The following is a 24,477-nucleotide window of genomic DNA, read 5'->3' as shown; positions in this document are numbered from 1 at the left end:
CGATCATTCCGTCACCCGTACGGCCGTGACGGCCAGCGACACATTCTGCAGCTGACGGACGCCTCCGGACTTGGGCACAAGCAGATGTGTCGTCGGCATGACGAAATTCCAGTTGTAGCCGATCGCAAGTATATATTGGCCGGCAGAACTGTTCGGCGCCTGAAAGCGGTTGACGATGGGGAAGGAGATCGGCGTCGCGACGATGTCGTCATCGGCTATAGGAGCAAGCGTTATCTTCAGGGTTTCCGTGTCCGTAGCCCCGATAAACTTGGCCGCGATCGCACGCCGAAGCGCGTCCGCAGTCACCTGCTCCCGCTGCATCGCCGCTTTACGAAGATATTCTATGCCTGCAGTCGTGGCCGTCGACAGGTTGAGATGATAAAGGAACAACAGACCGATTTCCAATATCCCGAAGATCAGAATGAGGAAGAACGGCATCAATATCGCGACCTCAATCGCTGCTGCCGCCTGCCTGTCATCGGCAAAACGCCGATAATGCCCGAGCCACCGGTTATTGAAACGAGAGGACGTTGGACGTTTTTTCGGCCGTCGAGCTTCGACGCGGTTACCGGCGCTCATCGCCGTACCTTCCGATATATCTCAGTTCGAACCCGGTGATGATGCCGCCGACGCTGTCACTGAAACCCGATGCGGCGATGGTGAGCTTGTATACGGAGTAGGTGTCGACCGTGAATTTCTTCTGGTAATAGCGCCACTTGATGGCCTGATCGACGGGATTTTCCATGCCCGGTCCCTGCCGCATGTTGAAGACCGGTTTTACAGTGCCCAATTGTGGCCGAAGCTGCTGCAGGGTGACATCGATGCCGTTCGTCTGCTCAGCGGTAATCAGCTTGCCGGGATTGGAAGGGTCCTTGAAATGACTCTTACGGCCGTTGTACCACACGGATATCTCATAGTAGCCGGGATGAAGCTCCACTTTTTTGAAGATGGAGCTGTTGGCGTTCATGGGCTTTTTCCCTCCCTGCCTCACCGCGCCCCAGTCGCTGTCCAGTTCGATCACGTAGCGCGTCGGCAAGGACGCATTATTGCCCATGGAGTCGTCGACCATATCTCTGCGCGTGTTGGCCGCCTTGTCTGTGTCTTTGATATCGCAGGCCTTGTCGTTGAGGGTTTCCTTGTCTTTCTCAACTTTCTGCGCAAATCCGTCCGGATAGCCATCCCAGTCGTGATTCTTGCGGCAGCAGGGGCTGCTCCAGTCCTGCAATTCGATACCGGGGTCTGTCCCGCCGTCCCAGCGGATCTCGGTATAGCGATAGACCCCCCAGCAACCGCCGGGGGTCCTTGCGGTGACCCCGTTTTTTAGAACGCGCTCTTTATCGAGTGAAGTTTTCTCAAAATCATTATTGACCAGCACTTCGCCATCATAGGGATAAGGCGGGATGCCCTGGCAAGTGTAGTTCAAACGATACTTGAATTCGTCGAGGCTGAGCATCTTGGCAAACAGCAGATTATAGCCGAACTCCGCCTTCATATCCGTGCGCAGCCAGTCAATGACAACATCGCGGGTGATCACCTTTTGTTTTGTGGACTGGATCATCGAATCGAAGGTTGTAAGCACGGCTTCCCGGCGGTCCTCATCTTCAGGCGTATCGGTCCGCGTGGGCTTGGTCGATCGTTCGCAGGCCAGCGCCATGACGCGCTTTGACTGGTTGTAATAGACCAGCGCCCGGCCGCCTTCGAAAAGCACCCCTAACAGAAGGACGAAGAGGGGCAGCAACAGTGCGGTCATAATGGCGAAAGCGCCCTTGCGGTCCTTGAGCAGCGAGAAAAACGCTCCCCTTTCCCGTGCTGGTTTTTTTATCGGCCTGCTCGTCATCAAAACACCGTCTCATGTCGCTGATCACCATGGGAAAGGCGCGCTGTGAAAAGCGACTGGCCTGGCTTTCTGCGACGCTAAATATATCCGGCTAACGCCGGTTGATTGAAAATAGCTCTTTGGCCGCCTGCGGCGCTGCTTTTCGGGCAACGTCGCCTGACCACTGAAAATACAGGGGTCAATTAACACGCAAACCGTAAATCAAAGCTCAATCGGAACTGAAAAATATGACGCAAATTCATATGCTTAGTTTATTCATTAATAAATTAGCTATCTTCGATAGAAGCGTATGAGCGTGTGACGCCGGTACAGGATTTGCATCCACGGTGACATGCGTAAACACAAACTTGGGCTTGCCCCTTGTCCCTCCAGCCAAGCTCGGGCAAAACAGCCCCATCCAATCACAAGACAATGCCAGGAGATAAGATATGGACGTCCGCGCCGCCGTTGCCATTCAGGCAGGAAAACCGCTCGAGGTCATGACCGTTCAGCTCGAAGGTCCCCGGGCCGGCGAAGTGCTGATCGAGGTCAAGGCGACCGGCATCTGCCACACCGATGACTTCACCCTTTCCGGCGCCGATCCGGAAGGCCTGTTTCCGGCCATTCTCGGCCATGAAGGCGCCGGCATCGTCGTGGATGTCGGACCGGGCGTTACCTCCGTCAAGAAGGGCGATCATGTCATTCCGCTCTACACGCCGGAATGCCGCGAGTGTTATTCGTGCACCTCGCGCAAGACCAATCTCTGCACCTCCATCCGCGCCACGCAGGGCCAGGGCGTGATGCCGGACGGCACCTCGCGATTCTCGATCGGCAAGGACAAGATCCATCACTACATGGGCTGCTCGACCTTCTCGAACTACACGGTTCTGCCGGAAATCGCCGTCGCCAAGATCAACCCGGACGCCCCCTTCGACAAGGTCTGCTACATCGGCTGCGGCGTGACGACAGGCATTGGCGCTGTCATCAACACCGCCAAGGTGGAGATCGGCTCCACGGCCATCGTCTTCGGCCTCGGCGGCATCGGCCTCAACGTGCTGCAGGGCCTGCGCCTTGCCGGTGCGGACATGATCATCGGCGTTGACATCAACCCCGACCGCAAGGCCTGGGGCGAAAAATTCGGCATGACGCATTTCGTCAACCCGAAGGAAGTCGGCGACGATATCGTCCCCTATCTTGTCAACATGACCAAGCGCAACGGCGACCTGATCGGCGGCGCGGATTACACCTTCGACTGCACCGGCAATACCAGGGTCATGCGCCAGGCGCTGGAAGCCTCCCATCGCGGCTGGGGCAAGTCGGTCATCATTGGCGTTGCGGGTGCTGGCCAGGAAATCTCCACGCGTCCGTTCCAGCTCGTCACCGGCCGCAACTGGATGGGCACCGCATTCGGCGGCGCGCGCGGCCGCACGGATGTGCCGAAGATCGTCGACTGGTACATGGAAGGCAAGATCCAGATCGACCCGATGATCACCCACACCATGCCGCTCGAAGACATCAACAAGGGCTTCGACCTGATGCACAGGGGCGAAAGCATCCGCGGCGTCGTCGTGTACTGATTGGCCGGCAACGTCAGCAGGCGCGCAGCACGCGCGCCTGCCCATTCATGCAAATGTGATCGCTCCTTCGGACTTGCAGCCAGCGCGATTAACGGGACGGTAAATCTATCGTTGTAATCCCATAACGCGCGGTGGGGTTGAAAAATCTCTTCCTCAGGCCGAGTGACGCCAGACAGCGGAGAGCGCCCCTGAAAATCGTATCGATCGATAACGGAAACCGCGCCGCCGCCATCAGTCTTCTGACGAAAGGTTTCCCTGAAAAGAGCGAGGCCTTCTGGTCCCGCGGGCTTGCGCTGATTGCCGAACATCACGAACGCCGGCAACTCGGTCCGGTCGGGCAATTGCTGATGAAAGGTGACGCCGCCGCCGGTGTATTGCTGACAATCAAAAGCCGCCTGCCGGATACCGGCACTGTCGTCGTCAATCTGTCCAGCTGGTATGTCGAGCCGGCTTGCAGATGGTTCGCGCCGCGCATGCTGCAAATGGCGTCGTCTTCAGAGGATGAGGTCTTCACCGACCTCACCCCCTCGGCCGAAGCCTGCAGGCTGAATGAGAGGCTGGGCTTTCACACGGTGACGGATTGCACGCTTTTTTATCCCCTGCCGTTGAAGGCGTTGCGCCCCTCGATCGCCCGCCTCATAACGCTCGCCTCCGCTCAACCCGGTACGCTGACCAGCGAGACGCGTGAGATGCTTGAAGATCACGCGCGCCTCGGCTGCATCGTCGCCATCATGCAGGCGGATGGCCGTCATTACCCGCTGGTCTTTCTGAAAACGGCGACCAAAAGGGCGCCCTCCGCGCGCCTCATCTATTGCGAGGACCGCGCAGTCGTACAAAGACACATTGCCGCGATCGCTCGCCATCTCCTTCGCCACGGCAGATTTGCCATGACGATGGCTGCACTCGAGGGTGAACGAAACGCGGGCGGCTTCGCTGCACATAAATCTGCGCCGATACAAGTAAAAGGCGCATGGAACCCACAATTTATTAACGAAACATACTCAGAGTTGGTGTTATTGCCACCCTAGGTATTTTAGTGGTGCTAGGGTTGTCCTGACCGAAACCTGGCCTTTACAGATAAACGGGGTTCCGGGGCGGGAGCCATGGAAAATATACGGGGAGATCGGGGAATGAACATGCTTGCAGCAAAAACGAGCGAAATAGAGATTGCTGATACCATTCACTCCTATCTTTCGGACCGTTTCCCTGCCTATGCACCTTTTTCGGCCGACACGCCGCTTCTCGAGGGAGGCGTCATCGATTCGCTCGGCTTTCTGGAGCTGATGATCTTTCTTGGTGAAGGCTTCGGCATCATTCTCGACGACGAACATTTCACCCCCGACAACCTTGGCACGCCCGCCGATCTCGTCGCCTTCGTCCTCAGGGAACGGAGGAGATGACACCTCCTTACCTGCTGCACCACCTGCTGGGCGCGCGCGCGGCAAGCGACGGGCAGGCGATCGTTTATAAAGACACATCCCTGAGCTACCGGCAATTTGCCGAAGCGGCGGAACGATGCGCGGCTGCCTTGCAGCAGGCCGGGGCGCAACGCGGCGACCGGGTCGTCATTTTTCTGCCGCGAGGCACGGAAGAATGCTGGGCGATCTTCGGCGTCAGCATGGCCGGATGCGTCTTCGTGCCGGTCAATGCGCTGCTGAAGGCGCAGCAGATACGCCATATCATCGTGGATTGCGGCGCCGAACTTGTCATCAGCAATGCGACCATGCGCGACGAGCTGAGCGCGGCGCTGGAAGGTCTGGCTGGTGTCCGCGTGCTACTGGCGAACGATATCGCCGAAGGCAGCAAGACGTCAGTCAAAAGCCCGGCGGCAATCGGCGAAGACCTCGCGGCGATCCTCTATACATCCGGTTCTACCGGCTCACCCAAGGGCGTGATGCTGTCGCATCGCAATCTCCTGGCCGGCGCGCGCATCGTGCGCACCTATCTGGAGATTACCGGCAAGGATCGCATTCTTTCCCTACTGCCCTTCAGCTTTGATTATGGCCTCAACCAGCTGCTGACGGCAGTGGAACAGGGCGCGACAACAATCATCTCCACCTTTAGGCTCGGTGACGATATCGTCCGCGACCTGCGCGACCATGCCGTGACCGGGCTTGCCGGGGTGCCGACAGTCTGGGCGATCCTGACGAGGGCGGCGCCGTCGCTTGCCAGGACGCCGCTTCCGCATCTGCGTTACATCACCAATTCTGGCGGGCGCGTGCCGCAGGAAACTGTGAAGGCACTGCGCGAAAAGCTGCCGGACACGAAAATCTACCTGATGTACGGCCTGACCGAAGCCTTCCGCTCCACCTTCCTGCCGCCGGATGAAATCGATCGCCGCCCGACCTCCATCGGCAAGGCCATTCCCGAATGTGAGATATTCATCGTCACCGCCGAGGGACAGCGGGCAAAGCCCGGCGAACCCGGCATTCTAGTGCATCGAGGCCCGACCGTTTCGCTGGGCTACTGGAACCGGCCGGAAGACACGGCGAAAGTCCTGCGCCCGCATCCCTTCATTCCGGCGGCACTGGGCGGAGAAACCGTATGTTACTCCGGCGATCTGGCGGTGGAAGACGAAGACGGGTTCTTCAGCTTCGTTGCCCGTAACGATGCGATGATCAAGTCTTCGGGTTATCGCATCAGCCCGACCGAAGTCGAAGAAAGCCTGATGTCGACAGGCTTGTTCCAGCAGGTCGCCGTCATCGGCCTTCCGGACCCCTTTGCGGGGGAAAAGGTGCATGCCGTGGCGACTGCCGCCAATGAAAATATCGATGTTTCCGCGGCACTGAAGAAGGCCGCTGAAATGCTCGCCCCCTTCATGATCCCGCGCGCCATCGAGCTGGTCGACCGGTTGCCGGTCACCGCCAATGGCAAGGTGGACTACCGCGCGCTTGTGCGCGAACGGACGGACAATGGCGCCCACGGATAAACCCCAGAGCCACGGTCCCGCCCTTGCGGCCGCGTCATTCGATATCAGTGAAAACGATCTTGTGATCGGCGGGCTTGCCGTGCGCGATATCGTCGCCGAAACCGGAACTCCATGCTTTCTCTATGATGCTGGCGCGATGCGCCGCGCCTACCGCGATCTCCAGGCGACGCTCTCCGGTTTTGCCGATATCTATTATTCGGTGAAGGCCAATCCCCTGCCCGCCATCATCGCACTCTTCCGGCAGGAAGGCGCCGGCGCGGAAATCGCTTCCGCTGGCGAATATCGCGCCGCTATAAAGGCTGGTGTCGCGCCGGAAAACATCATCTTTGCCGGGCCCGGCAAAAGCAGAGCCGAATTGCACGAAGTGATCACGGGCGGCATCGGCGAAATCCATATCGAAAGCGCCGAGGAAATTGCCCGCATCGAGGCAATCGGCAAACCCGTCAAGGCCTCTGTCCGCATCAATCCGGTGCCGGATGCGCAAGCCGGCGCCATGCGCATGGGCGGCAAGGCCACCGCTTTTGGTTTCGATGAGGAAGAACTGGAAAATATCCTGCCGCTTTTCCGGCATGCGGGCGTTATCGATCTCGTCGGCATCCATATCTATGGCGGCACGCAGATTCTCGATGCGGACATGCTTGTCTCGCAATGGCGACATGCCATCGCAATTGCCGCCCGCATGGCGGAAATGCTCGGCAAGCCGCTTGAAACCATCGATCTCGGCGGCGGCCTCGGCATCCCTTACTTCGCCGGCGAAGCACCGCTCGATCTCGCGAAGGTAAAAGCCGCCGTGCCCGATCTGAAGGCACTGCTGAAAGCGCATCCGCTGATCGCCGACGCCCATGTCATCGTCGAGCCCGGCCGCTTCCTCGCCGGTCCGGGCGGCATCTATACGGCCGAAGTCAATTCCGTGAAGACCTCGCGCGGAACCACCTTCGTTGTGACGGATGGCGGCATGCACCATCACCTGGCCGCTTCGGGCAATCTCGGTCAGATCGTCAAGCGCAACTATCCCATCGTTGCGCCCGCCATGATGCAGGCCGACCACGCGGAGACTGCAACCATCGTCGGCCCGCTCTGCACGCCACTCGATACGCTGGCTCGCAATGCGGCATTGCCGAGGCTCCAGGCCGGTGACCTCATCGCCATCCTGCAGTCAGGCGCCTATGGCGCAAGCGCCAGCCCCGGGGGTTTTCTAAGCCACGCGGTGGCGAAGGAAGTGCTGGTGGAAAATGGGGCGTTTGAGATGATCGGGCGATAATCACCCTCGCAGCAGCCTGTCCCCCACAGCGAATTTCGATTTCAGCAGGCACTCGTCATATTCCGCCTCAGCCACGGAATCGAAGACGATGCCGCCGCCGACATTAAAGACGGCGCGACCGTCATCGAACAGTGTCATCGTACGGATCGCCACCGAAAAGCGCATTTCACCACCAGGAGACATGAGGCCGATGGCGCCGCAATAGGCGTCGCGGGGCGCCGCTTCCAGTTCGCGCAGGATTTTCATCGCCCACATTTTTGGCGCACCGGTAACCGATCCGCAGGGAAACAGCGCGGCGAAAATGTCTTCCACCGTCATGCCGGGCAAAAGTTTCGCCCTGATATGGCTGACCATCTGGTGCACGGTCGGATAGGTCTCGATATCGAAAAGCCGTGGCACATCGAGGCTGCCGACCTCGGTGATGCGGGAAATATCGTTGCGCAAGAGATCAACGATCATGCGGTTTTCGGCGAGCGTCTTTTCATCCGCAAGCATCGCCGCGATGATCGCCCTGTCCTCCTCCGCATCCGCTCCGCGCGGCGTCGTTCCCTTCATGGGATGGGTTTCGATGAACCCCTGCCCGTCAACCGAGAAAAACAGTTCCGGCGAGCGTGACAGGATGACCGGGCCGCCGAGATCGACCAGCGCGCCATATTTCACCGGCTGGCGCTCGATCAATGACCAGAATGCCGTCAGCGGATCGCCGCTCCAGCGGGCATGGACGGGCATGGTCAGATTGCCCTGATAACAGTCGCCCCGGCGTATATGGTCGTGCAACAGTTCGAAACACCGCCGATACTCGGGAAGTGTCCATGCCGGAACCGGATCGGCAAGAAACGCATCCGCGCCCGGAACTTCGTCAGGCCGCGCAAAGCGGCCGTCATCCGGCTGCGGGCCGGAAAAGACCCCGAAATTCAGGAACGGCACGTTGCGCGGTTCTTCCGCAAAAGGCGCAAGCTTCGGCTCGAACAGGAAACCGGCCTCATAAGACATATAGCCAGCTAAATATTTTCCGGCACGGCGCAGTTCTTCCATGCGCTTCAGCGCTGCAAAAAACGCTTCTCGCTCATCCGCTACGATGATTTCCTCCGGCTCGGTGAAGGCTGTCACCGTGCCGGTCGTGTCATCCCGGAAAAGAACGTAAGGCGCATGTGCCAAGGAAAAATCCGTAGAAGGTAAATCTGGAGACTTCAGGGCGTCGGAAAGAAACCTTTCCATCGTCATCCCCGGTTCCCGGATCAAGTCCGAGGATGTCCCGAGGATCTACCACCCGTTGACATTAGCGACCTCGGCAGATCCTCGGCACGAGACCGAGGATGACGTCGAGTGTGGAGACAGGTCACGAGGCATTAAACCGGATCTATATCGCCCCGCGCCCACATTTCGATGGTTTCCGCATAAAAATCGGCGAAACGGCCTTCCTCGATCGACTTGCGGATACCCTGCATCAGCTCCTGATAATAGGCAAGATTGTGCCAGGAAAGGAGCATGCCGCCCAGCGCCTCGTTGGCGCGTACGAGGTGATGCAGATAGGCGCGGGAGTAATCGCGCGAGGCCGGGCAGTTGGATTGTTCGTCGAGCGGGCGCATATCCTCGGCATGGCGGGCATTGCGGATATTGACCTTGCCGCGGCGCGTGAAGGCCAGACCATGACGGCCGGAACGCGTCGGCATCACGCAGTCGAACATGTCGATGCCGCGCGCCACCGATTTCAGGATATCGTCAGGCGTGCCGACGCCCATCAGGTAACGCGGCTTTTCAGTGGGCAGCACCGGCAGGGTAATATCGAGCATGCCCAGCATCACATCCTGCGGCTCACCGACGGCAAGGCCGCCGACCGCATAACCCTTGAGATCGAGCTGCTTCAGCCCTTCGGCGGAGCGAATGCGCAGGTCCGGCTGGTCGCCCCCCTGCACGATGCCGAACATGGCCTTGCCGGGCTGGTCGCCAAAGGCGACGCGGCAGCGCTCGGCCCAGCGCAGCGACATTTCCATGGCGCGCTCGATTTCCTTGCGCTCGGCCGGCAGCGCGATGCACTCATCGAGCTGCATCTGGATGTCCGAATCGAGCAGGCCCTGAATTTCGATCGAGCGTTCCGGTGACATGTGATGCAGCGAACCGTCCACATGGCTCTTGAAGGTCACGCCCTTCTCATCCAGCTTGCGCAGACCGGAAAGCGACATCACCTGAAAACCGCCGCTATCGGTGAGGATCGGGTGTGGCCAGCGGATCAGCTCATGCAGGCCGCCAAGGCGGGCGACACGCTCGGGGCCGGGCCGGAGCATCAGGTGATAGGTATTGCCGAGAATGATGTCCGCCCCCAGCTCGCGCACCTGATCAAGATACATGGCCTTGACGGTGCCGACAGTGCCGACGGGCATGAAGGCGGGCGTGCGGATGACGCCACGCGGCATGGCGACTTCGCCGAGGCGCGCGCCGCCGCTCGTGGCTTTCAGGGTGAAGGTGAATTTGTCGTGCATCAGTTTTTCCGGAACAACAGGCTGGAATCGCCATAGGAATAGAAACGGTATCCGGTTTCGATGGCGTGCTTATATGCGTCACGCATCGTTTCGAGACCGCAGAAAGCCGAAACCAGCATGAACAGCGTCGATTTCGGCAGGTGGAAATTGGTCATCAGCATATCGACCGCGCGGAAACGATAACCCGGCGTGATGAAAATGCCGGTCGCATCGGACCACGGGTGAATGGTGCCATCCTCCGCAGCCGCGCTTTCGATCAGACGCAACGACGTCGTGCCCACGCAGACAATGCGCCCGCCCCGCGCCTTGATCGCATTCAGCCTGTCGGCTGTTTCCTGCGAGACGTGGCCGATTTCGAAATGCATCTTGTGATCGTCGGTATCATCGGCCTTGACCGGCAGGAAGGTGCCTGCCCCAACGTGAAGCGTCACGAAATGCCGCTCGATACCGGCCTTGTCGAGCGCCGCAAATAGCTCAGGCGTGAAATGCAGCCCGGCGGTAGGCGCGGCAACGGCGCCCTTCTCGCGGGCATAGATGGTCTGGTAGTCGGTCTGGTCCTGCGCATCTTCCGGCCGTTTGGCCGCGATATAGGGCGGCAGGGGAATATGGCCGACGGAGGCAATGGCCTCGTCCAGAACGGGACCGGAGACGTCGAACAGCAGCGTGATCTCGCCCTCCTCGCCCTTCTGCTCGACGGTGGCCTCCAGATGGGCAAGGCCGCAGGCATTGTCGCGCTCATAACCGAAACGGATGCGGTCGCCCTGCTTGATGCGCTTGCCGGGACGCGCGAAAGCCTTCCAGCGGGACTGATCGGCGCGCATGTGCAGCGTGGCCGAAACGGCCGTCTCCGGCGCGCCTTCGCGCAGCCTGACACCTTCAAGCTGGGCGGGAATGACGCGGGTGTCGTTGAAAACAAGCGCATCGCCGGCCCGCAGGAAGGACGGCAGGTCGAAAACGCGATGGTCTTCCATGCGATTTTCATTCGGATCGACCACCAGCAGGCGCGCGCTATCACGCGGGTTGGCCGGGCGAAGGGCGATATTCTCCTCGGGCAGATCGAAATCGAACAGGTCTACACGCATTGCAAGGGCTCTCGAAAATATCAAAACCCGCCCTCAATGGGGCGGGTGGTGGGAGTGACAAGCTTCGTCTAACGAGACGTCATCCTCGGGCTTGATCCGGGGACCGAGGATGACGGCTGAGAGGTTGGCACCCTTGTCATCAATGTGAAACGCCCCGCAGTTTCCTGCGGAGCGGGTAAACACGTTATACGCTACCTTCAAGCCGCCGAAGCGAGCTTCATGGACACGATCGAATCGGGGTCCTTCACCGGCTCGCCGCGCTTGACCTTGTCGATGGCTTCCATGCCCTCGATGACCTGGCCCCAGACGGTGTACTGCTTGTTGAGCCACGGGGAATCCGTGAAGCAGATGAAGAACTGCGAGTTGGCGGAGTTCGGGTTCTGCGAACGGGCCATGGAGCAGGTGCCGCGCACATGCGGGATGGCGGAGAATTCTGCCTTCAGGTCCGGCTTTTCGGAGCCGCCCATGCCGGCGCGGGCCGGGTTGAAGCTTTCGGAACCCTTCTTGCCGAATTTCACGTCGCCGGTCTGGGCCATGAAGTCTTCGATAACGCGGTGGAAAACGACGCCGTCATAAGCACCTTCCGATACCAGTTCCTTGATGCGGGCAACGTGGCCCGGAGCAACTTCCGGAAGCAGCTGGATCACGACCTTGCCGGTCGTGGTTTCCATGATGATGGTGTTTTCCGGATCCTTGATCTCGGCCATGATTATTCTCCTCTGTTCGGGCTCTATTGCCCTGTCTTACTTCTTGCCGACAGTGACCTTGATCATCCGGTCGGGGTTGGAAACTTCGCCGTTGCTGCCCTGCCCGCGCTTGATCTTGTCCACGGCTTCCATGCCGGACACGACCTTGCCGACCACGGTGTACTGGCCGTTCAGGAACGGACCGTCGGCAAACATGATGAAGAACTGCGAATTGGCGGAATTCGGATCCTGCGAACGGGCCATGCCGACCACGCCGCGCGTGAACGGAACCTTGGAGAATTCGGCCGGAATATCCGGCAGGTCGGAGCCGCCAGTACCTGCGCGCTGGGCGCTGAAGCCCTTCTCCATGTTGCCATACTGCACGTCGCCGGTCTGCGCCATGAAGCCGTCGATGACGCGGTGGAAAGCCACGTTGTCGTAAGCGCCCTTCTTGGCCAGCGCCTCGATCTGCGCCACGTGCTTCGGCGCGACGTCGGGCATAAGCTCGATGACAACGGGGCCGTCCTTCAGCTGGACGGTGAGAAGTTCGGCGGCAGACGCAAAGGTGCTGGCGGCAAGCGCGCCCGCAAACATGGCGCCGGCAAAGGCAAATCGAACGAGTTTCATCGGATTGGCTCCAAATGTAAGGCTGAAGTCAGCGCTTCAGCTTGGCGTTAAGGGCTTCAAGCACGGCTTTCGGCACGAAGGCTTCGACATTGCCGCCCATGGCGGCGATCTGCCGAACCAATGTGGCTGTAATGGGTCGCGACGAGGTGCCGGCGGGCAGGAACACGGTCTGGATATCGGGCGCCATCTGGCGGTTCATGCCCGCCATCTGCATTTCATAATCGAGATCGGTGCCGTCACGCAGGCCGCGCAGCAGAAGTCGCGCGCCATGCTGACGGGCCGCATCGACAACCAGATTATCGAAGGAGACGACGTCCATGCGCGCCGCTTCGCCCGGCAGCTGCTCCGCAAGCGCCTGCTTTATCAGCGCTGCCCGTTCCTCGAAACTGAACATCGGCGCTTTTCCGGGATGAATGCCAACCGCGACAATGACCTTTGACGCCACGTTCAGCGCCTGGAGAAGCACATCCAGATGTCCGTTGGTCATCGGATCGAAGGATCCTGGATAAAAGGCAATCGTCATATCGCTCTCAGATGGTGGGCGCGTCTCGACGCTTCAGCATATGTGCCGCCTTTTGTCATGGAGAAGCACGCGGCGCAAGACTTTATAACCACCCCTCACAAGCGCGGCCGTGCCGTGAACCCCCGATGAACGGGCCGTTCAGTGCGGTTTCAGAGCCATTTTGTTTAAATGCACAGCATCGGGAAACCGAAATGCCTTTCGCCCGTTAAGCAACCGGAGAATCGAAAATGCTGGCCTTCATGATCGTCGTTTCGGTCATCTCGTCATTCGCAGCCGAGTATCTTTTCCTCGAATGAAGGCCTCATCCAGTTTCCTGAACGCCAGATGAACGAGCCATTCAAGGAAGTTTCACCGGGGCGATGCTAATCGATTTTTATGATTGACGCGGAACATGATCGGACATGGTGCGTTAACAAGAAACCAAAGGAACAGACAAATGTTTGTAAGAGAAAAACAGTCTACTTCGGCGAAAATCAGCGTCATCAGCACCGCCTGGACAGTTCTGGTTATCGCAATGGTAGCAACGACGTTTAGCCTTTATGAACAGAAGCCTGAAAAGCTTGGACCTGACTATCCGCAACTGACCGCCCGCTACCAGTATATGAATTATTACTGATAACGGGGAGAAACTCTCGAAACTCCGGAGACGACATCATGTTCACATTTCTGACGATGCTTCTTGCCCTGATCAGCGTAATGTTCGTGATGTCAATGATCTCTGTCGTTGCCGAGATGCGACGCGAGGACGAGGAGTTCAAGGCGATGGTCCGGCGCGACCGCGCTTTCTGAGTGCGGCAGGCTGGCATAAATCCGCTTTAAGAATGATTGTTCTCAGCCGCCCTGGAGCCTCCGGGCGGTTTTGTTTTGAAAGGCCTGCGATGGCCGCCCTCGTTCCTGTGCTTGTCACGGGAATCCAGTCAACACACGTCTGTGCGACGGGAAGACTCTTTTCAGCCCAAGGACTTGGGCGGGCTCGATTCCTGTCACAAGCACAGGAATGACGGTGTGGACGCCGCTGATATCCATCCGTTGCCTCCATTTCGGCGCCTCCAATCACACAACCGTTTTCAAAACCCCGTTTTTCCAAGGGAAATTCCCTTCAATTTCCGAATGGATTGATTTAAGGAACGCCGATACGTTGCGGGCCGGACAGCCGGCGACCGCGATGACGTTCCTGTGAGGTTTGCATAACGATGCTCGATTCCCTGAGAAATGCTTCTCGAACCATGGCAGCCAAGCTGCTGCTTCTCCTGCTTGTTGTTTCTTTTGGCATCTGGGGCGTTTCCGCATCGCTTGTCACCGCCAATTCCCACGCCGTCATGACGGTGGGTGACCAGACGGTCAGCCCGGAGGAATTCCGCCTCGCCTATCAGCGGCAGATTTCCGATCTCAGCCGCCAGTTCGGCACAAGGCTGACGACCGAACAGGCCAAGGCCTTCGGCATCGACCGCCAGGTCTTCAGCCAGCTTGCAGCCGGGGCATCGCTTGACGAACTCGCTTCGAAGATGAACCTCGGTCTTTCAGAAGACCGTCTTGCCAAACTCATTGCCGAAGACCCCGCCTTTAAATCGGTCAATGGCCAGTTCGACCGCAACCTCTTTACGGAGCGCCTGCGCAATTCCGGTTTCCGCGAGGACGACTACATCAAGGAACGCAGCAAGGTCGCCGTGCGCAGCCAGATCGTTGAAGCCGTCTCGGACGGTTTTGCCGCACCGCAGGTTCTCGTGGATGCCCTGAAGCAATATCGCAACGAGCAGCGCGCCGTTGATTATGTCATTCTTTCGAACGCCGTCATCCCGCCGGTCAAGGCCCCCGGCGACGACGTGCTCGCCCCCTGGTTCGAGACGAACAAGACGAAATATCGCGCGCCGGAATTCCGCAAATTCACCTATGTGAAGCTGGAACCTTCCGACATCGCGGAGCCAGCCTCGGTAACGGACGCCCAGATCGCCGATTATTATAACAGCCACAAGGACAGCTTCCGCACCGCCGGCCGCCGCACGGTCGAGCAGCTGACCTTCCCGGACAAGGAAATGGCCGCCGCCGCCGCCGAGCAGATCAGGCTCGGCAACACCACCTATGACCAGGTGGTGAAGGATCAGGGCAAGACGCCGTCCGACGTCACGCTTGGCGAATTCACAAAGGATACCATCCCCGACCAGTCGATTGCCGATGCCGCTTTTGCCATCCAGAAGGATGGGGGCGTTTCGCCAGTGGTTGAAGGTTCGTTCGGCCCGGTACTTCTGCGCGTCACGGGCATCAAGCCGGAAACCACCCGCACGCTGGAAGAGGCAAAGGAAGACATCCGCAAGGATCTCGCCACCGCTGCCGCCGCGGAAGAAATCACCAATGTGCACGACCGTTACGAGGATCTGCGCGCCGGCGGTTCTTCGCTTGCGGACGCCGCACAGCAGTTGAACCTGAAACCGGTCACCATTGCCGCCATCGACGCAGCCGGTCTCGACGAAAAGGGCGATGCGGTCGAAGGCCTGCCCTCCCCGCAGCTCGCCCAGGACGTGTTCAAGACCGAACCCGGAACCGAGGCCCTGCCGATCAATCTCGGCCGCGAAGGTTACATCTGGTTCGACGTCGAGCAGATCATCCCTGCCCGCGACCGCACGCTTGCCGAAGTCCGCGACGATGTCGTGGCCGACTGGACGGCCGAGCAGCAGCGCACCGCACTTGCCGCCAAGGCCGACGAGCTGAAGGCCCGCGTTGAAAAGGGCGAGACGCTGGAGGCTGTCGCGGGTGAGCTGAGCCTTGCAGTCGAACAGAAATCCGGCCTGCGCCGCACCAGCGAAGATGCGATTTTCGGTCGCCAGACCATCGCCGCCGTCTTCTCGGGCGCCGAAGGCGTGGTCGGCACCGCGGCCGATGCCGATGGTTCCAGCCGCATCCTCTTCAAGGTCACCTCTGTCGACACCAACGCGACGCCGGACGCGCTCGCCAATGACGACCAGCAGTTTGCCGCCATTGCCCGCGCGGCCGGCGACGACATGCTGGACCAGATGGTCAACCGCCTGCAGAATGACTATGGTGTGACGATCAACCAGGCCCTCGCCGATCAGGCGATGGTCGGCTTCTAACCCGGGAGGCGACGAGATGGCCGAACTGAAGCCGCTGATCGCCAGGGTCGCGAATGGAGAAAGCCTGAACCGCGCGGATGCGCGCACGGCTTTCGACATTCTGATGTCGGGCGAAGCCACGCCGTCGCAGATCGGCGGTTTCCTGATGGCGCTGCGCGTGCGCGGTGAAACGGTCGACGAAATCGTCGGCGCAGTCTCCTCCATGCGTTCCCGGATGTTGCCGGTTTCCGCCCCCGCCAATGCCATCGATATCGTCGGCACCGGCGGCGACGGCATCGGGACCTACAACATCTCGACACTCGCCTCGATCATCGTCGCCGGCACGGGCCTGCCGGTCGCCAAGCACGGCAACCGGGCATTGAGTTCCAAATCCGGCACGGCAGATGCGCTTTCCGCACTCGGCGTGAAGCTCGATATCGGTCCCGATCTCATCGCCCGCTGCATCAGCGAGGCGGGTCTCGGCTTCATGTTCGCGCAGATGCACCATTCCGCCATGCGCCACGTTGGCCCGAGCCGCGTCGAACTCGGTACGCGCACGATCTTCAACCTGCTCGGCCCCCTCTCCAACCCGGCCGGCGCAAAACGGCAATTGCTCGGCGTGTTTTCGCCACGCTGGCTGGTGCCGCTTGCCGAAGTGCTGCGTGATCTGGGTTCGGAAAGCATCTGGGTCGTGCATGGCGACGGCATGGATGAAGTCACCACCACGGGCGTCACCCATGTGGCGGCGCTCGAAGGCGGCAATATCCGCACCTTCGAGCTGACCCCAAAAGATTTTGGCGTTGAGCCGGCGCGGATGGACGACCTCAAGGGCGGCGACGGCATTGCCAATGCGGCGGCGCTTCGCGAGGTTCTTTCAGGCAAGCGCAATGCCTATCGCGACGTATCGCTTTGCAACGCAGCCGCAGCGCTTGTCATCTCCGGCAAGGCGGAAACGCTTGGCCAGGCCATGACGATTGCCAGCGATGCCCTCGACAGCGGCAAGGCTGCCGCCGCGCTGGAGCGTCTGGTCGCCGTATCAAACGAGGAATGAGAGCGAGATCATGAGCGACATTCTCAAGAAGATCGAGACTTACAAGCTCGAAGAAATCGCCGCCGCCAAGGCGAAGGTTTCACTGGCCGATCTGAAGGCCATGGCTGCCGACCAGAGCGCGCCCCGCGGTTTTTACAGGGCGCTGAAAACAAAGCAGGCCGAGGGCAAGTTCGGCCTTATCGCCGAAATCAAGAAGGCCAGCCCCTCCAAGGGCCTCATCCGCCCCGATTTCGATCCGCCGGCGCTGGCTGCGGCCTATGAGGCTGGCGGCGCTGCATGTCTTTCTGTCCTGACAGACAGGCCGAGCTTTCAAGGCGCTCCGGAATTCCTGACCGCCGCCCGCAATGCCTGCGCCCTGCCGGCGCTGCGCAAGGATTTCATGTTCGACACCTATCAGGTGCACGAAGCCCGCGCCTGGGGCGCGGACTGCATTCTCCTCATCATGGCCTCGCTGTCGGATGACGACGCGAAACGGCTGGAAGACGAGGCTTTCGCGCTTGGCATGGATGTGCTGATCGAAGTGCACGACGAAGAGGAAACGGAACGGGCGCTGAAGCTCGACTCGCCGCTTTTCGGCATCAACAATCGTAATCTCCGCACTTTCGAGGTTGGCCTCGAAACCAGCGAAAGACTGGCGGGACTGGTGCCCGCCGACCGGCTGCTGGTGGGCGAAAGCGGCATCTTCACCTTCGAGGATTGCCAGCGCCTGAAAAAAAGCGGCATCAGCACCTTCCTCGTCGGTGAAAGCCTGATGCGCAAGGACGATGTGACGGCGGCCACCAAGGCGCTGCTGACGGGCCAGTCCGGCATTCTGGCAGCGGAATAAACCCGGATGAGCGACGCCCAGAAGCTCACCCATATCGACGCGGCCGGTGAAGCGCATATGGTCGATGTTGGCGACAAGGCGGAAACCGTGCGTGTTGCGGTGGCCGAAGGCTTCGTGAAAATGAAGCCGGAAACGCTGGCGCTTATCCACGATGGCAACGCCAAGAAGGGCGATGTCATCGGCACCGCACGGCTGGCCGGCATCATGGCCGCAAAGCAGACCGCCAATCTCATTCCGCTCTGCCACCCGCTGATGCTGACCAAGGTGGCGGTGGACATCACCGAAGATGCCACCCTGCCCGGCCTCCGCGTTGAGGCCAGGGTGAAACTGTCGGGCAAGACCGGCGTGGAAATGGAAGCGCTGACCGCCGTCTCCATCGCCTGCCTGACGATCTATGACATGGCAAAGGCCGCCGACAAGGCGATGGAGATCATCAATATCCGCCTGCTTGAAAAGAGCGGCGGCAAATCCGGTGATTTCAAAGCCAGCGATTTCGGGCGACAGGAGAACTGAATGAAGCCGCTGCTGCCCGTGGATGAGGCCATCGCGCGCCTTCTGGACGCAGCGGTTCCGGTCACCGACACCGAAACTCTGCCGCTCGCCGAATGCGACGGCCGCGTTCTCTCGGTCGATCTCATCGCAAGCCTCACCCAGCCCCCCTTCGATGCCTCAGCCATGGACGGTTATGCATTGCGCAGCGCCGATGCACCGGCCATCGGCTCGGTCCTCACCGTCATCGGCCAGGCCGCCGCCGGTCATGCTTTTGCCGGTACGGTGGGTGAAGGACAGGCGGTGCGCATCTTCACCGGCGCGCCCGTGCCGCAGGGTGCGGATACGATCCTCATTCAGGAGGATGCCGAAGTCCTGGAAGGCGGAAAGATCCGCACGGCCTTCGATGTCACCGCTGGGCGACATATCCGACCGCGCGGGCAGGATTTTACCAAAGGCGAAACGGTGCTGGAGGCTGGAAGGGAACTCGGCTTTGCCGATCTCACGCTGGCGGCGGCGACGAACCACGCCACGCTTACCGTCTATCGCAGGCCACGCATCGCCATCCTTGCCACCGGCGACGAGTTGCTGCCGCCTGGAAGCGTTCCGCAGCCGGCACAGATCATCGCGTCCAACACCTTCGGCGTCGCCGCGCTGGCCCGCAAGGCCGGTGCAGAGGTACTGGATCTCGGCATTATCCCCGATGATGACGCGCTGATCCGCGCCGCCATCGGAGAGGCCGTCGCGGCGAAGGTTGATGTGCTGTTGACACTCGGCGGCGCCTCCGTCGGAGACCACGATCTGGTGCAGGCTGCATTGAAGGCGGAGGGCATGCAGCTCGATTTCTGGCGCATCGCCATGCGCCCGGGAAAACCGCTGATGGTGGGCTCCATCGGCAGCATGCAGGTTCTCGGCCTGCCCGGAAACCCAGTGGCCAGTCTCGTTTGCGGTCTGCTTTTCCTTGAACCCTTGGTCAGCCGGATTGGCCGGCGTGTGCCGCCGCAACGCATCGCGAACGCAAGAACCGCGACGGCGCTGAAAGCCAACGACCACCGCCAGGATTATCTTCGCGCCCGCCTGGTTAGCGGTCAAGGCGACGTGGTCGTGGCGGAGCCTTACGCCAGACAGGATTCATCCATGATGAACATCCTCGCCCATTCCGACCTCCTCATCATACGCCCTCCCCATGCGCCGCAGGCTGACGCCGGGGCCGAATGCCCGGTCATCAAACTCAGGGCCTGAACCCGCAGCCAAACAACGACAACACGCTTTCACGGCACCCGGATGAGGCATTTGTACACCCGCCTGCTGACATCGCCCGGAACGGCGCCGCGTTCAATGCCCTCAGGCCCGCCAGACAAACTGTAACGTTGCGCCTTTGGAGACGGCCGACAAATATCGGCTTCCCCAAAACCATGTCTTGGCGAATGGAAATTCCCCGCCCCTTGAGCTTTTTTCCTCTCCACGAATCACGTTGCTGTGCCAAAATAAATCAGCTGCAAAGCGTTATCGGGATTGACAGAATAAATGCGAAACTGTCACCAAGGCGGATAGTAGAGGTCAAAAATTCCGGAAATTCCAAAAAATGAAAATTACTTATAATTATCAATTAAATAAGATAAAAATCGTACAAAATAGAATTTCCTGCAATAAAAATTAGTTCTCCATAAATTAAGCTTTCCAAAACAGCCTCCATAATAATAATCATAGTCTATAAGCAGACTCACTGGAGTTTCTTGATGAACACGGCATCCACGCCCAAGACCACGGGACCCGACATTGCCGGGCAGATTGCCCACGCCATGCGGAGCATGGGTGTTTCGCCGATCCCGCGCAACTACAGCCTTTTCTACGAAGCCTATATCGGTTCGAACCCTGCGCTGACCAAGGATCTGGCGGCGCTGGGAAACCGGGCGACACAGGACGATCTGGACGAGCTATCCGCGCGTTACGGTGATGGCGGTCCCGCGCGCTTCATCGACGATGCGCATGAAAAGCTGCGACGCGAACTGGAAGCCCTTCTGGGGACCTTACGGCGGGAACAATCCTCCATCGAGAACTACAACAGGATCCTCGGCGAGACGCGGCAGCGTATCGATGACAAGAATGCCGCCAGCAGCAATATTCTGAGAAACGCAATTGCGTTGCTGGCCGAGGCCACCGGCTCGAAGATCATCGACGGAGAAAAGGCGTTCAACGACGTCAACCGCCATGCCGAGGAAATGCACCAGGTGCGCCTGGAGCTGGATGAATACAAGCGCATCGCCAATACCGATTCGCTGACCCGCCTTTCCAACCGGCGGGCTTTCGACGACCGGCTGGCAACCGTTTATGATACCTCCATCGGCCTGCAATATACGTCGCTCGTCCTGCTCGATATCGATCACTTCAAGCGGATCAACGACACGTTCGGCCATCCGGTCGGCGACAAGATTCTGGCTACCGTCGCTTCGGTCATTCGCGCCAATGTCCGCAAGGACGGCTTCGTCGCCAGAAGCGGCGGCGAGGAATTCGCCATCATTCTCGACGGCAATACGCCGGAGGAAGTCATGGTGATGTGCGAGCGCATCCGCCTGTCGCTGGAGAGCACACCCTTCCGCAATTCGAGATCAGGCGCGGATTACGGCACGGTAACGATCTCGATCGGTTTTGCCGCTGCCGCGCAGGCCACCAATCCAACCGAACTTTACGCCCATGCGGATACGGCGCTCTACCACGCCAAGGAAACCGGCCGGAACCGCTCGGTCTTCTACGAGGACGGTATGCAGAAGAACTATACCGGCAAAAACTGGCTGATTTATCGGACTTGAGGCAAATTGCGCCGATTTGGGCGCATTAAAAACACAGCGCTGTCCCCACCCTCATTCCTGACAAGCATAGGAATGAGGGCGAGAGGGGGAAGCCTCACCACATCGTCTTCGCGGCGCGCGCCGCCCATTCGCGATCATAGGTCTCCTGATCGAATTCCGCCTTGGCCGCCTTGAGCAGCAGACCCGGCGTCGGAAGCGACGACGGGTCGACAAAATTGTCGGGATTCCACAATTCAGACCGCATCAGCGCCCGTGCACACTGGAAATAGACTTCGTCGATCGTGACCACGATGACGGTGCGCGGATGTTTGCCATCCATCTCGAAGCTCTGCAACAACGTGGGGTCAACGGAAACCACGGCGCGGCCATTGATACGCATGGTCGTATTCGAGCCGGGGATCAGGAACATCAGCGCCACGCGCGGATCCCGCACGATGTTGAGAAGCGAATCCACGCGGTTATTGCCGCGCCAGTCCGGCAGCAGCACGGTCTTGTCATCGGCCACGCGCACCACACCGCCCTTGTCGCCGCGCGGTGAACAGTCCATGCCCTCCGGCCCAACCGTCGCCAGAGCGAGAAACGGTGACGTTTCGATCATCAGCCTGTATTTGGCCGTCAGCATGGCCTTTAATTCCTCGACCGTGCGAATGATCGTCATGTCAGTTCCTATCCCTCGAAATCACCCTGCGACACCGCCGGGCGCAATCCCTTACTCTTCCGCCGCTTCCGCCTTTTCCCGCTCTGCCCGCTCACGCGCCGTGCGCGCGGCGACGAGATCGGCTGGCTGGGCGTTGCCGCGGATCAGCGAACGGCCGGCATAAATGCCGCCGACGACCTCCATGGCGAAACGCTCCTCGTCGCGGTCGCGGAATTCCTCCACCAGACGGGCGGCGTCTTCCCGCTCCTCGCCCATGGCGCCCAGAACCTCCTCGCTGAAATTCAGCGCCGATTCCAGCGTCTCGCGAATCTGGTAATCCACGCCGGCCTTCAGCAGATCGATGGCATGGCCACGGTCATAGGCGCGGGCGAGAACCGGAACCAGCGGGAATTCATGCTTGACGATCTCCGCGATCCGGACCGCTGCTTCCTTGTCGTCGACGCAGATGAGAACAGCACGCGCCGTGCTGGCGCCGGCGGCATGGAGGATTTCCGCGCGTGAGCCATCGCCATAATAGACCTTGAAACCGAATTCCGCCGCATCGCGCACGAAGTCGGCATCCTTGTCGATCAAAGACAGCGTGTATCCGCGCGCCAGAAGCGGCTGGCTGACGATCTGGCCGAAACGTCCGAAACCGATCAGGAGAATGCTGCCCTCGACATTTTCAGGCACGTCCAGATCGTCGGTATTAGGAACCGCCGCCGGCACCAGCCGGTCATGCAGGATGACCATCAGTGGCGTCAGGACCATGGAGATGATGATCGTCGCCGTCAGGATGGCATTGGCCTCCCGGTCGAGAATGCCGGCGCTGACAGCCGCCGAATAGAGCACGAAGGCGAATTCGCCGCCCTGCGCCATCAGCACCGCCCGTTCCAGGCTCTCACGCCTGGTGGTGCCGAGCGCCCGCGCCACGCCATAGATGAGGAAGGCCTTGAGCAGCATGTATCCGGCGACACTGACCAGCACCAATTGCCAGTTGGAGGCAATGACGGCAAGATCGATCGCCATGCCGACGCCGAGGAAGAACAGGCCGAGCAGAATGCCGCGAAACGGCTCGATATCCGCCTCCAGCTGATGGCGGAAGGAGGATTCCGACAGCAGCACGCCGGCCAGGAAAGCGCCCATCGCCATGGAAAGGCCGCTGACTTGCATCAGAAGCGCCGAACCCAGCACCACCAGCAGCGCCGCAGCCGTCATCACCTCGCGCGCACCGGAGGCCGCCAGCAGGCGGAAGAACGGGTTGAGCAGATAACGTCCGGCAAGGATGAGCGCACCGACGGCGGCAAGCGCAATGCCGACGGAAACCCAGCGCTCCGACGCCGTGACATCTTCCCCGCCCGAACCGAGGAAGGCGACGAGCGCCAGCAGCGGCACGATGGCCAGATCCTCGAACAGCAGTATGGCGATGATGCGCTGCCCTTTCAGGCTGGACATGCTGTTGCGCTCCTGCAGCATCTGCATGACGATCGCCGTCGACGTCAGCACGAAGCCCGTGCCAGCGACGAAGGACATGATGACAGGAAAGCCGAGACCGACCCCGATCAACGTCAGGCCGCCCATGCAGACCAGCACCTGCAATGCGCCGAGCCCGAAAATATCCTGCCGCATGGACCACAGCCGCGACGGCTGCATTTCAAGGCCGATGATGAACAGGAACATCACCACGCCGAGTTCCGCTATGTGCAAAATGGCCTGCGAATCGGAAAAGAAACCAAGACCGTAAGGCCCGATCACCAGGCCGGCGGCGAGATAACCCAGCACAGAGCCGAGGCCGATGCGCTTGAAGATCGGCGCGGCGACAACGCCTGCCGCCAGCAATACGACCACCTGGGCCAGATCATTTCCGTTCGCTTCTACAGCCACACGCCACCCCGTTTAAATAGTGAGACAAGAGCTTTGCCCTTGTCCGATTATCGGCAACGCGCGAGAACATTTCCTCCGTCATGCCGGACTAGATCCGGCATCCAGCCACGGCGCGTCTGCGCCGTGAAAGGACTCTCCCGCGATCAAGGACTTGATCGCGCTGGACCCCGGATCAAGTCCGGGGTGACGAAGCGCGAATGCAACAACGTTGCCAAACGCAGCAGTTCTTCGAACCCTTTGCCATAGTTCTCACGAGGGCGTCTCCCTCGCTGTTTTCTCTACCGGTACCGTGGCTCCCTGCTCAAGCCTTTTTCGGCGAGCTCCCGTTCATAATCCGCAAACAGCCTGTCCCCGGTCTCACCCAGTTCCTTCAGGTATTTCCAGGTGTAAATGCCACTGTCATGGCCATCGTCAAAAACGATGCGCACCGCATAGTTGCCTGTCGCGACCATGGAGCGGATGGCGACATCGCGTTTGCCCGGCACCGTGACCTTTTGTCCCGGCCCGTGGCCCTGCACTTCGGCCGAGGGCGAAAGCACGCGCAGCATCTCGGCCTTCAGCCGGTAAACGCTTCCATCGTCGAAGGAAACGGTCAATTCGCGCCGGTCTTTCGACACAAGCAGCTCTGTCGGCCAGGCATCACTCATTTTTCACTTCCGCAAGCTCATCACATGCGTCAGAATTACGGACTTGCCTCAGGATAGGCAAGCCACTACATCATTTGAGGGGCGCAT

At 59.9% G+C, this 24,477-nt stretch carries 24 protein-coding genes; 13 read left to right on the top strand and 11 right to left on the bottom strand.

Translation table 11 applies throughout. The features are described from left to right. Positions 1 to 3 precede the first annotated feature (3 nt). Both WA845_RS18370 and WA845_RS18365 read right to left on the bottom strand, forming a co-directional pair. Entirely contained in the window at positions 4 to 579 is a 576-nt protein-coding gene (locus WA845_RS18370; protein ID WP_112554467.1) for a TadE/TadG family type IV pilus assembly protein, read from the bottom strand. Then, positions 566 to 1,837, bottom strand: a complete 1,272-nt coding sequence (locus WA845_RS18365; RefSeq protein ID WP_112554469.1) for a pilus assembly protein — start codon at positions 1,835 to 1,837, stop codon at positions 566 to 568. The genes WA845_RS18370 and WA845_RS18365 overlap by 14 nt, the downstream gene beginning before the upstream one ends. A 428-nt stretch (positions 1,838 to 2,265) precedes the next feature. Between WA845_RS18365 and WA845_RS18360 the strand changes: the two genes are divergently transcribed. The 5 genes from WA845_RS18360 (at position 2,266) to WA845_RS18340 (ending at position 7,583) form a co-directional block, all read left to right on the top strand. Beyond that, positions 2,266 to 3,393, top strand: coding sequence for an S-(hydroxymethyl)glutathione dehydrogenase/class III alcohol dehydrogenase (locus WA845_RS18360; protein ID WP_022556250.1), 1,128 nt, complete (start codon positions 2,266 to 2,268; stop codon positions 3,391 to 3,393). 137 nt (positions 3,394 to 3,530) lie between these two features. Further along, on the top strand, positions 3,531 to 4,421 hold the full coding sequence (locus tag WA845_RS18355; RefSeq protein WP_112554471.1) for a hypothetical protein: 891 nt from the start codon (positions 3,531 to 3,533) through the stop codon (positions 4,419 to 4,421). Positions 4,422 to 4,529: 108 nt separating this feature from the next. Next, positions 4,530 to 4,793 (top strand): acyl carrier protein, encoded by a 264-nt coding sequence (locus WA845_RS18350; RefSeq protein ID WP_034499138.1) that lies wholly within the window; start codon positions 4,530 to 4,532, stop codon positions 4,791 to 4,793. After that, positions 4,790 to 6,322, top strand: a complete 1,533-nt coding sequence (locus WA845_RS18345) for an AMP-binding protein (RefSeq protein WP_112554473.1) — start codon at positions 4,790 to 4,792, stop codon at positions 6,320 to 6,322. The genes WA845_RS18350 and WA845_RS18345 overlap by 4 nt, the downstream gene beginning before the upstream one ends. Further along, entirely contained in the window at positions 6,306 to 7,583 is a 1,278-nt protein-coding gene (locus WA845_RS18340; RefSeq protein WP_162719173.1) for a type III PLP-dependent enzyme, read from the top strand. Before WA845_RS18345 ends, WA845_RS18340 begins: the two co-directional genes overlap by 17 nt. Here WA845_RS18340 and WA845_RS18335 read toward each other — a convergent pair whose 3' ends face one another. The 6 genes from WA845_RS18335 to coaD all read right to left on the bottom strand — a co-directional run bounded on the left by WA845_RS18335 (position 7,584) and on the right by coaD (position 12,981). Continuing rightward, positions 7,584 to 8,741 (bottom strand): aminodeoxychorismate synthase component I, encoded by a 1,158-nt coding sequence (locus WA845_RS18335; protein WP_107339416.1) that lies wholly within the window; start codon positions 8,739 to 8,741, stop codon positions 7,584 to 7,586. It abuts the gene before it with no gap. Positions 8,742 to 8,932: 191 nt separating this feature from the next. Further along, entirely contained in the window at positions 8,933 to 10,063 is a 1,131-nt protein-coding gene (gene tgt, locus WA845_RS18330) for a tRNA guanosine(34) transglycosylase Tgt (protein ID WP_004442089.1), read from the bottom strand. After that, positions 10,063 to 11,145 carry a tRNA preQ1(34) S-adenosylmethionine ribosyltransferase-isomerase QueA gene (queA, locus tag WA845_RS18325; RefSeq protein WP_045533700.1) on the bottom strand — a complete coding sequence of 361 codons (1,083 nt, stop codon included), beginning with the start codon at positions 11,143 to 11,145 and terminating at the stop codon, positions 10,063 to 10,065. The genes tgt and queA overlap by 1 nt, the downstream gene beginning before the upstream one ends. 197 nt (positions 11,146 to 11,342) lie before the next feature. Beyond that, positions 11,343 to 11,852: a peptidylprolyl isomerase gene (locus WA845_RS18320; protein ID WP_004442093.1), complete on the bottom strand. Its 510-nt coding sequence runs from the start codon at positions 11,850 to 11,852 to the stop codon at positions 11,343 to 11,345. A gap of 36 nt (positions 11,853 to 11,888) precedes the next feature. Further along, positions 11,889 to 12,458: a peptidylprolyl isomerase gene (locus WA845_RS18315; RefSeq protein WP_004442095.1), complete on the bottom strand. Its 570-nt coding sequence runs from the start codon at positions 12,456 to 12,458 to the stop codon at positions 11,889 to 11,891. A 28-nt stretch (positions 12,459 to 12,486) separates the two neighbouring features. Continuing rightward, the gene (gene coaD, locus WA845_RS18310; RefSeq protein ID WP_006698870.1) at positions 12,487 to 12,981 is read right to left on the bottom strand and encodes a pantetheine-phosphate adenylyltransferase; all 495 of its coding nucleotides are present in this window, start codon (positions 12,979 to 12,981) and stop codon (positions 12,487 to 12,489) included. A 436-nt stretch (positions 12,982 to 13,417) separates the two neighbouring features. On the opposite strand from coaD, the gene WA845_RS18305 reads away from it, so the two are divergent. The 8 genes from WA845_RS18305 to WA845_RS18270 all read left to right on the top strand — a co-directional run bounded on the left by WA845_RS18305 (position 13,418) and on the right by WA845_RS18270 (position 21,222). Continuing rightward, complete coding sequence (locus WA845_RS18305; protein WP_004442101.1) at positions 13,418 to 13,597, top strand: hypothetical protein; 180 nt, start codon at positions 13,418 to 13,420, stop codon at positions 13,595 to 13,597. 38 nt (positions 13,598 to 13,635) lie between these two features. Continuing rightward, positions 13,636 to 13,770, top strand: coding sequence for a hypothetical protein (locus WA845_RS18300; RefSeq protein WP_006698869.1), 135 nt, complete (start codon positions 13,636 to 13,638; stop codon positions 13,768 to 13,770). A gap of 404 nt (positions 13,771 to 14,174) precedes the next feature. Then, positions 14,175 to 16,067 carry a peptidyl-prolyl cis-trans isomerase gene (locus WA845_RS18295; protein WP_022556257.1) on the top strand — a complete coding sequence of 631 codons (1,893 nt, stop codon included), beginning with the start codon at positions 14,175 to 14,177 and terminating at the stop codon, positions 16,065 to 16,067. 16 nt (positions 16,068 to 16,083) lie between these two features. Continuing rightward, positions 16,084 to 17,097, top strand: coding sequence for an anthranilate phosphoribosyltransferase (gene trpD / locus WA845_RS18290; RefSeq protein WP_112554475.1), 1,014 nt, complete (start codon positions 16,084 to 16,086; stop codon positions 17,095 to 17,097). Between the two features lie 10 nt (positions 17,098 to 17,107). Then, complete coding sequence (gene trpC / locus WA845_RS18285; protein ID WP_022556258.1) at positions 17,108 to 17,923, top strand: indole-3-glycerol phosphate synthase TrpC; 816 nt, start codon at positions 17,108 to 17,110, stop codon at positions 17,921 to 17,923. Positions 17,924 to 17,929: 6 nt separating this feature from the next. Then, complete coding sequence (gene moaC, locus WA845_RS18280; protein ID WP_035211519.1) at positions 17,930 to 18,436, top strand: cyclic pyranopterin monophosphate synthase MoaC; 507 nt, start codon at positions 17,930 to 17,932, stop codon at positions 18,434 to 18,436. Then, positions 18,437 to 19,654: a molybdopterin-binding protein gene (locus WA845_RS18275; protein WP_112554477.1), complete on the top strand. Its 1,218-nt coding sequence runs from the start codon at positions 18,437 to 18,439 to the stop codon at positions 19,652 to 19,654. Positions 19,655 to 20,151: 497 nt separating this feature from the next. Then, on the top strand, positions 20,152 to 21,222 hold the full coding sequence (locus WA845_RS18270) for a GGDEF domain-containing protein (RefSeq protein WP_022556260.1): 1,071 nt from the start codon (positions 20,152 to 20,154) through the stop codon (positions 21,220 to 21,222). A 94-nt stretch (positions 21,223 to 21,316) separates the two neighbouring features. Here the strand turns inward: WA845_RS18270 and WA845_RS18265 are convergent, their stop codons facing one another. From WA845_RS18265 to WA845_RS18255, 3 genes are all read right to left on the bottom strand, one after another. Further along, positions 21,317 to 21,880 (bottom strand): pyridoxamine 5'-phosphate oxidase family protein, encoded by a 564-nt coding sequence (locus WA845_RS18265; protein WP_337322531.1) that lies wholly within the window; start codon positions 21,878 to 21,880, stop codon positions 21,317 to 21,319. 51 nt (positions 21,881 to 21,931) lie between these two features. Further along, positions 21,932 to 23,743, bottom strand: coding sequence for a monovalent cation:proton antiporter-2 (CPA2) family protein (locus tag WA845_RS18260; protein WP_022556261.1), 1,812 nt, complete (start codon positions 23,741 to 23,743; stop codon positions 21,932 to 21,934). Between the two features lie 278 nt (positions 23,744 to 24,021). Next, complete coding sequence (locus tag WA845_RS18255) at positions 24,022 to 24,390, bottom strand: gamma-butyrobetaine hydroxylase-like domain-containing protein (RefSeq protein ID WP_004442123.1); 369 nt, start codon at positions 24,388 to 24,390, stop codon at positions 24,022 to 24,024. Positions 24,391 to 24,477 lie beyond the last annotated feature (87 nt).

The sequence above is a fragment of the Agrobacterium sp. CMT1 genome (assembly GCF_037203725.1).
Classification (GTDB): domain Bacteria; phylum Pseudomonadota; class Alphaproteobacteria; order Rhizobiales; family Rhizobiaceae; genus Agrobacterium; species Agrobacterium pusense.
Note: the sequence above shows the minus strand (reverse complement) of the source record. Positions and strands in the feature narration are given on the sequence as shown.

Bases quoted from the DNA above. Each gene is read 5' to 3' on its own strand.
- WA845_RS18370 (WP_112554467.1), bottom strand. From the start codon at position 579: ATGAGCGCCGGTAACCGCGTCGAAGCTCGACGGCCGAAAAAACGTCCA.
- WA845_RS18365 (WP_112554469.1), bottom strand. From the start codon at position 1,837: ATGACGAGCAGGCCGATAAAAAAACCAGCACGGGAAAGGGGAGCGTTT.
- WA845_RS18360 (WP_022556250.1), top strand. From the start codon at position 2,266: ATGGACGTCCGCGCCGCCGTTGCCATTCAGGCAGGAAAACCGCTCGAG.
- WA845_RS18350 (WP_034499138.1), top strand. From the start codon at position 4,530: ATGCTTGCAGCAAAAACGAGCGAAATAGAGATTGCTGATACCATTCAC.
- WA845_RS18345 (WP_112554473.1), top strand. From the start codon at position 4,790: ATGACACCTCCTTACCTGCTGCACCACCTGCTGGGCGCGCGCGCGGCA.
- WA845_RS18340 (WP_162719173.1), top strand. From the start codon at position 6,306: ATGGCGCCCACGGATAAACCCCAGAGCCACGGTCCCGCCCTTGCGGCC.
- tgt (WP_004442089.1), bottom strand. From the start codon at position 10,063: ATGCACGACAAATTCACCTTCACCCTGAAAGCCACGAGCGGCGGCGCG.
- queA (WP_045533700.1), bottom strand. From the start codon at position 11,145: ATGCGTGTAGACCTGTTCGATTTCGATCTGCCCGAGGAGAATATCGCC.
- WA845_RS18320 (WP_004442093.1), bottom strand. From the start codon at position 11,852: ATGGCCGAGATCAAGGATCCGGAAAACACCATCATCATGGAAACCACG.
- WA845_RS18315 (WP_004442095.1), bottom strand. From the start codon at position 12,458: ATGAAACTCGTTCGATTTGCCTTTGCCGGCGCCATGTTTGCGGGCGCG.
- coaD (WP_006698870.1), bottom strand. From the start codon at position 12,981: ATGACGATTGCCTTTTATCCAGGATCCTTCGATCCGATGACCAACGGA.
- WA845_RS18305 (WP_004442101.1), top strand. From the start codon at position 13,418: ATGTTTGTAAGAGAAAAACAGTCTACTTCGGCGAAAATCAGCGTCATC.
- WA845_RS18300 (WP_006698869.1), top strand. From the start codon at position 13,636: ATGTTCACATTTCTGACGATGCTTCTTGCCCTGATCAGCGTAATGTTC.
- WA845_RS18295 (WP_022556257.1), top strand. From the start codon at position 14,175: ATGCTCGATTCCCTGAGAAATGCTTCTCGAACCATGGCAGCCAAGCTG.
- trpD (WP_112554475.1), top strand. From the start codon at position 16,084: ATGGCCGAACTGAAGCCGCTGATCGCCAGGGTCGCGAATGGAGAAAGC.
- trpC (WP_022556258.1), top strand. From the start codon at position 17,108: ATGAGCGACATTCTCAAGAAGATCGAGACTTACAAGCTCGAAGAAATC.
- moaC (WP_035211519.1), top strand. From the start codon at position 17,930: ATGAGCGACGCCCAGAAGCTCACCCATATCGACGCGGCCGGTGAAGCG.
- WA845_RS18275 (WP_112554477.1), top strand. From the start codon at position 18,437: ATGAAGCCGCTGCTGCCCGTGGATGAGGCCATCGCGCGCCTTCTGGAC.
- WA845_RS18270 (WP_022556260.1), top strand. From the start codon at position 20,152: ATGAACACGGCATCCACGCCCAAGACCACGGGACCCGACATTGCCGGG.
- WA845_RS18265 (WP_337322531.1), bottom strand. From the start codon at position 21,880: ATGACGATCATTCGCACGGTCGAGGAATTAAAGGCCATGCTGACGGCC.
- WA845_RS18255 (WP_004442123.1), bottom strand. From the start codon at position 24,390: ATGAGTGATGCCTGGCCGACAGAGCTGCTTGTGTCGAAAGACCGGCGC.